9 protein-coding genes are annotated in these 11,863 nt (G+C 57.8%); 7 read left to right on the top strand and 2 right to left on the bottom strand.

Annotated features, from left to right (window positions below; translation table 11 throughout):
• Nucleotides 1-49: 49 nt before the first annotated feature.
• Together QFX07_RS03895 and QFX07_RS03900 are read right to left on the bottom strand one after the other, a co-directional pair.
• Nucleotides 50-805 carry a DsbA family oxidoreductase gene (locus QFX07_RS03895; RefSeq protein WP_279754131.1) on the bottom strand — a complete coding sequence of 252 codons (756 nt, stop codon included), beginning with the start codon at nt 803-805 and terminating at the stop codon, nt 50-52.
• A gap of 165 nt (nt 806-970) precedes the next feature.
• Entirely contained in the window at nt 971-2,035 is a 1,065-nt protein-coding gene (locus QFX07_RS03900) for a polysaccharide deacetylase family protein (RefSeq protein ID WP_279740087.1), read from the bottom strand.
• A 177-nt stretch (nt 2,036-2,212) separates the two neighbouring features.
• On the opposite strand from QFX07_RS03900, the gene QFX07_RS03905 reads away from it, so the two are divergent.
• The 7 genes from QFX07_RS03905 (at nt 2,213) to QFX07_RS03935 (ending at nt 11,523) form a co-directional block, all read left to right on the top strand.
• Entirely contained in the window at nt 2,213-3,322 is a 1,110-nt protein-coding gene (locus QFX07_RS03905; protein ID WP_279740085.1) for an App1 family protein, read from the top strand.
• 774 nt (nt 3,323-4,096) lie between these two features.
• Nucleotides 4,097-4,321 carry a glutaredoxin-like protein NrdH gene (gene nrdH / locus QFX07_RS03910; protein WP_005505794.1) on the top strand — a complete coding sequence of 75 codons (225 nt, stop codon included), beginning with the start codon at nt 4,097-4,099 and terminating at the stop codon, nt 4,319-4,321.
• Nucleotides 4,322-4,395: 74 nt separating this feature from the next.
• On the top strand, nt 4,396-4,923 hold the full coding sequence (gene nrdI / locus QFX07_RS03915) for a class Ib ribonucleoside-diphosphate reductase assembly flavoprotein NrdI (protein ID WP_279754130.1): 528 nt from the start codon (nt 4,396-4,398) through the stop codon (nt 4,921-4,923).
• Entirely contained in the window at nt 4,896-7,076 is a 2,181-nt protein-coding gene (nrdE, locus tag QFX07_RS03920; protein ID WP_279754129.1) for a class 1b ribonucleoside-diphosphate reductase subunit alpha, read from the top strand. The genes nrdI and nrdE overlap by 28 nt, the downstream gene beginning before the upstream one ends.
• Before the next feature lie 147 nt (nt 7,077-7,223).
• Nucleotides 7,224-8,201 (top strand): class 1b ribonucleoside-diphosphate reductase subunit beta, encoded by a 978-nt coding sequence (gene nrdF / locus QFX07_RS03925; protein WP_279740074.1) that lies wholly within the window; start codon nt 7,224-7,226, stop codon nt 8,199-8,201.
• Nucleotides 8,202-8,535: 334 nt separating this feature from the next.
• Nucleotides 8,536-9,579, top strand: coding sequence for a zinc-dependent alcohol dehydrogenase family protein (locus QFX07_RS03930; protein WP_279754128.1), 1,044 nt, complete (start codon nt 8,536-8,538; stop codon nt 9,577-9,579).
• A 231-nt stretch (nt 9,580-9,810) separates the two neighbouring features.
• Nucleotides 9,811-11,523 (top strand): formate--tetrahydrofolate ligase, encoded by a 1,713-nt coding sequence (locus QFX07_RS03935; protein WP_279754127.1) that lies wholly within the window; start codon nt 9,811-9,813, stop codon nt 11,521-11,523.
• Nucleotides 11,524-11,863: the final 340 nt, after the last annotated feature.

The following is an 11,863-nucleotide window of genomic DNA, read 5'->3' on the forward strand; positions in this document are numbered from 1 at the left end:
GCTGGGGGCGCTAGGGGAGTAGCCCCCCGCCACGCACCTCTCAGTAGCTCTAGGAGCAGTTGCCGTTCATATCGCAGGACGCGCCAGCAACAACCGAGCCCGCCTCCGCAGCACCGTCACCCGCCGTGTCACCAGCCGCGCCCGCCAGCGGGTTCAAAAACTCAACACGGTGAGTCTCCTCCCACACATGACGCAGCGCCTGCAACAGCGCCTCCGCAGGTTGCGCACCATTCACCGCCCACTTCGACTCAAACAAGAAGAACGGCACACCGTTAATACCCAGCTGGTGCGCCAACTGCTCATCAGCACGCACATCCGCCGCATAACGATCGCTCTTCAACACCGCCTCAACTTCGGCGGTATCCAAACCAACTTCAGAGGCGATATCCAGAATCGACTCGTGATCCTGCACCGAACGGCCCTCCGTGAAGTACGCCATCTTAAACGCCTCCTGCGCCGCCGACGCCAAACCCTGCTCGGACGCATAATGAATCACGCGGTGCGCATCAAAGGTGTTACCGTAACGTGCCTGCCGCCAATTGAAATCCAAACCCACCTTGCGGGCACGCTCCGCCAACGACTCCTGGCTCGCAATCGCCTGCTCCAACGGCATCTGATACTTGCTGGCAATCAGCTCAGGCAGCGAACCTGCCGGATGCTCCGTAGCCGACGGGTCCAGCTCAAAACTATGCCACACCACATCCACCTCGTCACGGTGCTCAAACTCGGCGAGCGCCAGCTCCAAGTTACGCTTGCCCACGTAGCAGAAGGGACACACAATATCGGACCAAATATCAATACGCATAGTATCTATTCCTCTCACACTAGGACACGGCAACTGCCGTAACTGTACGACCACCTAACACCCCGGCTGCCACGTTTATTCCTGCCGGGCATGGCAAAGCCCCCTCGTGCCGCTCCGCATGGGAACCGGAGCCAAGGGGGCTTAGCACACACGATATACGCGAGCCTATCGACGGGAAGCCGCCGGAGCGGTAGTGGCAGTAGCCACAGGTGCAGTCGTAGCCTGCTGGTTTGCCGCTACCTCATCCTCATAGCGGGTGGTTGGTGCCTGAGTCGGAGCCTCAACGGTAGACTTCTGGGTAGGGGTTTCCGGTGCCTCAGCGGTCTGCTCGGGTGCCGGGGTGTTCTCCTCCGGGGTAGGAGTCGGTTCGGGCGCTGCCGCCTTAATCTCTTCCTCGGATGCGTCACCGTAGTAGTCGTGAATCGTCACCGCAGTCAGACCGCGGTCATCGAGTAGGCCCTTCACCTTATCGAGAATCGGGATGATCGTCTCGTAGTTCAAGTGACCCAGCACAATCTGCTGCGGCAGCATGTAGCGGATGCAGCGCGTGTAAATCACGCGGGCGCTCGTCTTCGCCTCATCGCCGGTAGTGCCGTTCCACATGACCGGGCGGGTAAAGCCAATCTCGCCTGCAGCCTTCAGCACCGCATCGTTGTAGCGGCCGTAGGGCGGGCGGAAGTACGGCTTTGACGAGACACCGAACATGCTCATAATTTCGTCTTCGTTACGCTGCAGCTCTTCTTTCACACCCTCAGCGTCCAGGGTGGTCAGGTCGGCGTGGCTGTAGGTGTGGTTCGCAACCTGAATCTGGCCGCTCTGAACCAGTGGACGCAGCAATGACACATGCTCCTTAAAACCGGTGTACGAAGCGTTAATGAAGAATGTCAGGCGCGTATTCGTACGCTTCGAAAACTCAGCGTAGCCGCGAATCGCCTCCGGGCTCGCGCCGTCATCAACAGTCCACGCAATATACTTGCCGTCACCAATGAGGGAATTGCCAATGCCGGGCCATTCGCGCGGCTTATCAACCGGGTTGCCAGCAGCAGCAACGGTCGGTGAATTCGTGGCTGCGGGGCGAGTAGCAGCAGTGGTCTCGCCGCCAGCCTGATACGGAGTGAAATTGCCGCTGGTGCCGTCGTAGTCATTTGACTTCTTCGAGCAGGCAGCAAGCAGCGGAAGCATAGCAGTGCCGAGCACAAAAAGTCGGCGGTTAGGCTGTGAGTGGGTCATACTCTCCAGGATAACGCCCCCACCTGCAAGGAACGAAGCTGAACAGCGAATACACCCCTAAATAATGTGCACATCACACCGCACGCTCAGCACCACAGTATTAATAGGTATAAAACTAGGTATAAGAACACAAAATTAAGAAGCCTCAAGCCGGTAACGCTCCGCTACACTAGTGGGATGGAGAATTTGGGCACTCACGAATTGCGCAACCTTGTGAACGATGCTGCCGACGAGGCAGTCAACATCGGCTACCGTGTTGCTGACCGGCTGCACAGGTGGCGCGAAAAGCACGCTATCGCCGCTGGCCGTGAGCCTATCCTCGTGCCCACCGAAGGCTACGGTCGCACCGCCTCCGACGGCAACCCCGGCTGGGTCCGCGTCATCGCCCGCGCAGTCTACAAGACGGTCAACCTCGAACGCCTCCTGCAGGTTGTAGAAGGCACCCAAGACACCGCCAACCCTATGCGCGGCTGGCGCTCCTTCACTGCAACCGCAATGTCCGATGCACCCGTCACCATCGTCATTGACGGCACCAAGTATGAGGCGTACACCGACCACGGCGGCGTGCTTGACGTCAAACTTAGCATCGACCTCGAACCCGGCATACACGAAGTCATCATGTACGTGCCCGGCTCTCGTGCTGTAGCAACCAGCGTCTACATCGTTCCCGAAAGCCAGAAGCTCGGCGTCATCATGGACGTCGATGACACCGTCATGGTCACCATGCTGCCGCGCCCCATGGTTGCCGCCTGGAACTCCTTCATCCTCGACGAGCACGCACGCATCCCCACCCCCGGCATGGCGGTCATGACCGACCGTATCCGCCGCAGCCACCCGGATGCGCCGTTCATGTACCTGTCTACCGGCGCCTGGAACATCACCCCGACCCTGCGCCGCTTCCTCGGCCGCAACGGCTACCCGCGCGGCACGTTCCTGCTCACCGACTGGGGCCCCACCCCCGACCGTTGGTTCCGCTCCGGCACCAATCACAAGGTTGAGTCCCTACGCCGCCTCGCCGAGGAATTCCCGCAGATGAAGTGGATCCTCGTCGGTGACGACGGGCAGCGTGACCCGTACATCTACAACGGCTTCGCGGTACGCTACCCGGACAACGTGGCGGCAATCGTCATCCGCAATCTGACGGTGGGGGAGAGCATGCTCGCCTCCGGTCGCGTGTGGAGTGACTATCGTGCCGAACAGATGATGCGCTCGCCGCTGTGGATTGAAGCCACTGACGGCATAACGCTGAGTAAGAAGCTGCGTGAGCTGGGTCTGATCGATTTCTAGCCGGCCACTGCTCACCGGTTGCTAAAATCTGTGCCTATGGCTTGTAAACCCACTGTGAGTACCGTGAAATAGCGGTATCTGCGGTGGGTTTTACTGTTTCAGCGGAATTAAACAACTTAAACCCACGACACACCGGTTACTAGAAAAGAGTTAAAAATCTTTTCTACAGCTTTAATCACATAGCTTAAACCCGCTCGAAGGGGGTCAACCCTCGTCTTTAAGAAAGTCCGTTCTGCTTTAAAACCCCGCTGTTCCGCGCAAGAACGCGTGAGAGTTAAGATCTATTTAAAATCAAGCCCGGATCTGTCGGGTTTTATGCCCCCGAAAGCATACATGAGGTTAACTGAACCTCAACTTGGCGGGCGAATGAACCCTTAAAAATCCTGACCAACTTAAACCCCACCTGTGGATAACCCGGCGTACTCCGCGAAAATCCGGCGAACCAGTCCTATGGGAAGGTGTGGATAAGCTGTAGGTACCCCCTCTTAAGTGGGTTCAGCTGTGGGTTTATCGAACGAAACACGACCCTTGCACCACATCATCTTGTGGCGAAGAAAAATCTCGACACTAGATGTAGTATTAATACTCGGTTCCACCACTACGGTACTTTTATGGGCACTGCCCTAGCGCAGGAAACCGCCACACCTCACTAGAAGGGGGCAGCGGACGGCACCGCACCCGCCGTAAACAACACATGGTGAGCCATAAACGAAACACACCCGATTCATTCACGAGATAAGCCCGCCTGAGCGGGAGAAAGTAAGAGGCATTCCCATGGTAGTGACCGTGTACACCAAGCCCCAGTGCGTCCAGTGCAACATGACCTACCGCGCCCTCGACGCGAAGGGTATCAGCTACACCAAGGTTGATATCACCGAAGACGCTCAGGCCCTCGAAATGGTCAAGTCCCTCGGCTACATGCAGGCACCCGTTGTCATTGCAGGTGACGAGCACTGGTCCGGCTTCCAGCCCGACAAGATCAACGCTCTGGCAGCCTAACAACCCTGCCGAACCCGTACAAACGGAAAAATTGGCACGGAACTCACACCGGCACACGAGATAAGGAGTACACGTTGAGTACCATCCTCACGCCCAACCCCGTCGATGAGCACGCAGAAATCCGCCAAATTCTTATGGATGCACGCAATGCTTCCGAGGGTCGAGCGACCGAGGTCCTGGACAACTCAGCGCCGCTCATCGTGTATTTCTCCTCCATCTCGGGTAACACCCATAAGTTCGTGGAGAAGATTCGTGCCCGCAGCCTCCGCCTGCCGCTACGCACCGGCGAAGACACCCTCATTCTTGATGAGCCGTTCGTGCTCATAGTCCCCACCTACGGCAAGCCTGAAGGCGCCGGTAACGTTCCCCCGCAGGTGGTTAAATTCCTGAACATGGAGCAGAATCGCAACCACATGCTCGGTGTGATTGGCTCCGGCAACACCAACTTTGGTCCGCTCTTCGGTATTGCGGCAGACATTGTCGCCAAGAAGTGCGATGTGCCCGTGCTCTTCAAATTTGAGCTCATGGGCACCGATTCAGATGTAGAAAAAGTCAACGAAGGATTGGAAGCATTTTGGACGCAAAACTGCCCTCAGCACTAGAAACTCTCGGTGCGAGCCACAGCGGCAAGAGCGTGCCCGAGAAGTTCAAGGGTATGAGCTACCACGAGCTGAACGCACTGCTGAACCTCTACGATGAGGACGGCCAGATTCAGTTCGATGCAGACCGCCAGGCGGCACGTCAGTACTTCCTGCAGCACGTCAACAACAACACTGTCTTCTTCCACGACCTGGAAGAGAAGATTGAGTACCTGATCGAGAACCAGTACTACGAGCCGGAACTCTTCGACAAGTACAACTTCCAGTTCATTAAGAACTTGTTCAAGCGCGCCTATGCCGTGAAATTCCGCTTCCCGACCTTCCTGGGTGCCTTCAAGTTCTACACCTCCTACGCGCTCAAGACCTTCGACGGTCAGCGCTACCTGGAGCGTTTTGAAGACCGCGTCTGCATGGTCGCACTGCTGTTGGCAGAAGGCAACGAGAAGCTCGCCGAAGACATTGTCGACGAGATTATCTCCGGCCGTTTCCAGCCGGCAACTCCGACCTTCCTCAACGCAGGTAAGAAGCAGCGCGGCGAGCTCGTCTCCTGCTTCCTGCTGCGCATGGAAGATAACATGGAGTCCATCGGCCGCTCCATTAACTCTGCACTGCAGCTCTCCAAGCGCGGCGGCGGTGTGGCATTCGCTCTGACCAACCTGCGCGAGTCTGGTGCGCCCATTAAGAAGATTGAGAACCAGTCCTCGGGCGTTATCCCCGTCATGAAGCTGCTGGAAGACGCCTTCTCCTACGCAAACCAGCTCGGTGCACGTCAGGGTGCCGGTGCCGTGTACCTGCACGCACACCACCCCGACATCTACGCCTTCCTGGACACCAAGCGTGAGAACGCTGACGAGAAGATCCGCATCAAGACCCTCTCCCTGGGCGTTGTCATCCCCGATATCACCTTCGAGCTGGCGAAGAAGAACGAGGACATGTACCTCTTCTCCCCGTACGATGTGGAACGCATCTACGGTGTGCCCTTCTCCGACATCAACGTTTCCGAGAAGTACTACGAGATGGTCGATGATGCACGCATCACCAAGACCAAGATCAACGCACGCGAGTTCTTCCAGACCATCGCAGAGATTCAGTTCGAGTCCGGCTACCCCTACGTGATGTTCGAAGACACCGTTAACCGCGCGAACCCCATCGCCGGTAAGGTCATCATGTCCAACCTGTGCTCCGAGATCCTGCAGGTTTCTGAGCCGTCCACCTACCATGCTGACCTTGGCTACGAGACCGTCGGTAAGGACATCTCCTGCAACCTCGGTTCGCTGAACATTGCACTGACCATGGACGGAGAAGATTTCGGCAAGACCGTGGAAACCGCAATTCGTTCGCTAACCTCCGTCTCCGACCAGTCAGACATCCGCTCCGTACCCTCCATCGAGCGCGGCAACAACATGAGCCACGCCGTGGGTCTGGGCCAGATGAACCTGCACGGCTACATGGCACGCGAGCACGTCTACTACGGTTCCGAAGAAGCACTAGACTTCACCAACATGTACTTCTACACCGTCGCCTACCACGCAATCCGCGCCTCCATGCAGATTGCTAAGGAACGCGGTCAGCGTTTCGAGGGCTTCGAGAACTCGAAGTATGCATCCGGTGAGTTCTTCGCCAAGTACATTGAGAAGGAATGGGCACCGCAGACCGAGCGTACCCGCGAACTGTTCGCTAAGCACCACATCCCCACCCGTGAAGAGTGGATTCAGCTGGCTGCTGACGTGGCACAGTACGGCATGTACAACCAGAACCTGCAGGCTGTTCCGCCGACTGGCTCCATCTCCTACATCAACGGCTCGACCTCTTCGATTCACCCGATCGCTTCGAAGATTGAGATCCGTAAGGAAGGCAAGCTCGGCCGAGTCTACTACCCGGCGCCCTACATGACCAACGAGAACCTGGAATACTACCAGGACTCCTACGAAATTGGTTACGAGAAAATCATCGACACCTACGCTGTGGCAACCCAGCACGTGGACCAGGGCCTGTCGCTGACTCTCTTCTTCCGCGATACCGCAACCACCCGCGATATTAACCGCGCCCAGATTTACGCGTGGCGTAAGGGTATCAAGACCATCTACTACATCCGTCTGCGTCAGATGGCTCTTGAGGGTACTGAGGTTGAAGGCTGCGTATCCTGCATGCTTTAGCCTGAATGCTGTGACGCATTCAGCCTGAGCTGGCACACTATAACTAAAGACTGGAAGGGGCGGTTACGGTGAACACGCAAACCGCTTGCGCGACTGGCTGAGCGCGCGTGGGACCGTAATCGCCCCTTAAGAATCGGAGAATTACTAATGAGCGAAAAGGTGAAGCTCGTCGACCACGTGGTTGAGGCTATCAACTGGAACCGTATTGAGGACGAGAAGGACCTTGAGGTTTGGGATCGTCTGACCGGTAACTTCTGGCTGCCGGAAAAGGTGCCGCTGAGCAACGACGTACCCTCCTGGAAGACTCTGACTGAGGAAGAGAAGCAGCTGACCATGCGCGTCTTCACCGGTCTGACCCTGCTGGACACCATCCAGGGTACTGTCGGTGCAGTGTCCCTGCTGCCGGACGCTGTGACCGCGCACGAAGAGGCCGTGTACACCAACATCGCGTTCATGGAGTCCGTGCACGCAAAGTCGTACTCCTCAATCTTCTCGACCCTCGCCTCCACTAAGGAGATTGACGAGGCGTTCCGCTGGGCTTCTGAGAATGAGTACCTGCAGAAGAAGGCGAAGATCGTTCTGTCCTACTACACCGGTGACGACCCGCTGAAGAAGAAGGTTGCCTCCACCCTGCTGGAGTCCTTCCTGTTCTACTCGGGCTTCTACCTGCCGATGTACTGGTCTTCGCACGCGAAGCTGACCAACACCGCTGACCTGATTCGTCTGATTATTCGTGACGAGGCAGTGCACGGCTACTACATTGGCTACAAGTTCCAGCGTGGCCTGGCGAAGGAGTCTGCGGAGCGTCAGGCAGAGCTGAAGGAGTACACCTTCAACCTGCTGTACGAACTGTACGAGAATGAGGTGGCGTACACCCACTCCCTGTATGACGGTGTGGGTTGGAGCGAGGACGTTAAGAAGTTCCTGCACTACAACGCTAACAAGGCTCTGATGAACCTGGGCTACGAGCCGATGTTCCCGGCGTCCGTGACGAACGTGTCCCCGGCAATTCTGTCGGCGCTGTCCCCGAATGCTGATGAGAACCACGACTTCTTCTCCGGTTCCGGCTCTTCCTACGTGATTGGTAAGGCTGTGAACACCGAGGACGAGGACTGGGACTTCTAAGGCTGAAATTTCTAAGTCTGAGACTTCTAAGCCCTTTCTCGCCTTCAGATATAGGCTGAGATAAACCGAGCGGAATCCCCGCGTGTCCACTATGGATGCGCGGGGATTCCGCCGTTTAACCGGGCTATTCAACGTGCCGGGATACCCAGGATTCCCCGGTTTAACCAGGCGCGGAAGCGGCAGAGAAGCTACGGAGAAGCAGGGGAGCGGGAACGATCTGCTGGTGCTGATTGTCGGAATTTTTACCTTCATCCGGTAGCATAAAAAATTATTGATATATCTGCGCGTGGGGCGTACTGTTGGACTACTATCCCACAACCCCCAAAGGAACATCATGCGTTCAGTTGTTATGGAAGCTCCCGGCAAAGTCGTCGTCAACGAAGTTGAGAAGCCGACCCTGCTCGAACCCACCGACGCCATTATCAAGCTCGCAGCATCCTGCATCTGCGGCTCCGACCTGTGGCCCTACCGCGGCGCACAGCCCGTTGACCACAGCGCAATGGGCCACGAATACATCGGCGAGGTCGTAGAAATCGGCTCCGAAGTCACCACCGTAGCCCCCGGCGACTTCGTCGTAGGCTCCTTCTGCATCTCCTGCGGCGAGTGCGAAACCTGCACCGCAGGCTATCCCTCCCGCTGCCTCAAGGCAATCGTAGCAGGTGATGCTTTCGTCGGCATGCGCTCCAACGGCACCCAGGCAGAATACGCCCGCGTACCCTTCGCAGACGGCACCCTCGTCAAGACCCCCGCAACCCCCACCGAAGAGCAGATTCCGCACCTGATGGCGGCATCCGACGTGCTCGGCACCGGCTGGTACGCAGCAGACGCAGCGCAGGCAGGCCCCGGTAAGACCATCGTCGTTGTTGGCGACGGTGCAGTCGGCCTGAGCGCAGTCATCGGCGCTAAGCAGCTCGGCGCAGAGAAGATCATCATCATGTCCCGCAACCCGGAACGTCAGGCGCTCGCTAAGGCATTCGGCGCAACCCACATCGTGGAAGAGCGCGGCGAAGAGGGTATCGCCAAGGTTCTGGAGCTCACCGACGGCGTGGGCGCGCACGGCGTCGCGGAAGCTGTTGGCTCCCAGCAGTCTTTCGACCAGGCACTCGGCTGTGTACGCCACGGCGGTTACATCGGCTTCGTAGGTGTGCCGCACGACAGCTCCATCGGCACCGATAAGCTCTTCGGCAAGCAGGTTCACCTGGAGGGCGGCCCCGCCCCCGTGCGCAAGTACCTGCCGACCCTCATCGACCTGATTTACAAGGGTGAAATTGAGCCCGGTAAGGTATTTGACCTGGTTCTGCCTATTGACGAGGCAGCTAAGGGTTACGAGGCAATGGACCAGCGTACCGCCACCAAGGTTCTGCTGACTATGCCGTAATAGCCGATCGTATTGCCGGTTCTTGTGCTTTCTTGCACCGGCAACCGGCATGTAAGAGCTACTGATCCCCGCACTGACCCTGCTCGTTCCACGTGAGAGTAGGGCCCCGGTTGCGGGGATTAGTGCATTAAAAATTGAGTTTATTCGCCACCTTCCGGCGAGGTGAGGGACAAATGGGTGAGCCAAGGCATAGAATAAAAGAGCATGATTCGTACAACTCGAAGGATGACAATGACGAAGAAGCCTTTCCCTTCCGACCTCGAAATCGCACTTGCCGCCGATCTTTGGCCTATCAATAAGATCGCAGCGGACAACGGCATCAGCGAAGATCGCCTTGAACCCTACGGCAAGTACGTCGCTAAGGTCCTCCTCGACGAAACCACCAACGCAGAGACCGCCCGCAAGCGCGGCTCCAAGTACATCGTGGTTACCGCAGTAACCCCCACCCCGCTCGGTGAAGGTAAGACCGCAACCTCCGTCTCCCTCGCACAGGGCTTCGCCCAGACCGGCCGCAAGGCAGTCCTGGCTCTGCGTCAGCCTGCAATGGGCCCGACCTTCGGCATCAAGGGCGGCGCAGCAGGTGGCGGCTACTCCCAGATCGTTCCCATGGAGAAGCTGAACCTACACCTGACCGGCGACTTCCACGCCGTCACCGCAGCACACAACCTGCTTGCCGCCATGATTGACAACCACCTGCACCACGGCAACGAGCTGCGCATCGACCCGCGTGCAATCGAGTGGCGCCGCGTTATCGACATGAACGACCGCTCCCTGCGCAACATCGTCGTGGGCCTGGGCGAACGCATGGACGGCGTGGTCCGCGAGACCGGTTTTGACATCACCAGCGCCTCCGAAATCATGGTGATTCTCTCGCTGGCAACCTCCTTCAAGGACCTGCGCGAGCGCTTGGCAAAGATCGTTATCGGCCTGAACTACGACGGCGAGCCCGTCACCGCAGCCGATCTGAAGGCTGACGGCGCAATGTCCGTCATCCTGGCAGACGCTATCAACCCGAACCTGCTGCAGACCCTGGAGCACACCCCCGCTCTGATTCACGCCGGTCCCTTCGGCAACATTGCAACCGGTAACTCCTCCGTGGTCGCAGACTATGTTGGTCTGGAGTACTCCGACTACGTGATTACCGAGGCTGGCTTCGGCGCAGACATGGGTGCGGAGCGTTTCTTCAACGTCAAGTGCCGCGTCTCCGGCCTGAAGCCGGACGCAGCAGTGCTCGTTGTCACCGTGCGCTCCCTGAAGTCCCACTCCGGCCTGTACAAGATTGTTCCGGGCAAGCCTCTGCCCGAAGGTATGTTGCAGGAAAGCCCCTCCGACGTGGAGAAGGGTGCAGAGAACCTGAAGAAGCACATCGAGATTGTGCGCAACTTCGGTGTTCAGCCGGTTGTGGCAATCAACGCCTTCCCGACCGACTTTGAGTCCGAGCACGAGACCATCCGCCGTATCGCTGAGGAAGCTGGCGCTCGCGTCGCTATCCACCGTGGTGTGGCTGAGGGCGGTAAGGGCACCACCGACCTGGCCAACGTGGTTGCTGAGGCATGTGACGACGTTTCGGACCTGAAGTACACCTACGATCTTGAGGACTCCATCGAGACCAAGATTGAGAAGGTTGCCACCAAGGTCTACGGTGCGGACGGCATCTCTATTGCTCCCGCTGCCGCTAAGCAGCTGAAGCGTTTCGCTGAGCTGGGCTACTCGCACCTGCCGGTGGTTATTGCTAAGACTCACCTGTCCATCTCGTCGGATGCAACTCTGAAGGGTGCGCCGACCGGCTGGACCCTCCCCGTGCGTGAGGTTCGCCTGGCTGCTGGTGCTGGCTACGTCTACGCTATCTGCGGCACCATGCGCACTATGCCGGGCCTGAGCAAGAGCCCCGCAGCTGAGCGCATCGGCTTCGATGAGAACGGCGTGATGGTCGGCCTGTCTTAAGGCGACTGTGTTAGCTAATCTATAGCTAGTGGAGGCGGCGCTCCTTCCCCGCAGCGGGGGAGAGGCGCCGCTTTGCTGTGCCCGGCAGTTTACCGTGCCCGGTACCGGCAAATGGGGTGAACACCCAGGGTGGTTGCCGGTGAAAGGGGGAGCGTGTTGGCGTTTTCGGTGCTGAACGGTGTGGTACTGAAGGAATCTAAAACCCCTAGTGGAAGGGGATTGTAACCTTTCATGGAGACTCGAATGAGGCCTCTGCGGAGACTGTAAATGGTACGTATGGGTTAATAATTGGGCTCTATGCTTGCTTGAGTGTCAAGTTTTATCAACAATCTATAGAGGT

The sequence above is a fragment of the Rothia similimucilaginosa genome (assembly GCF_029850985.2).
Classification (GTDB): domain Bacteria; phylum Actinomycetota; class Actinomycetes; order Actinomycetales; family Micrococcaceae; genus Rothia.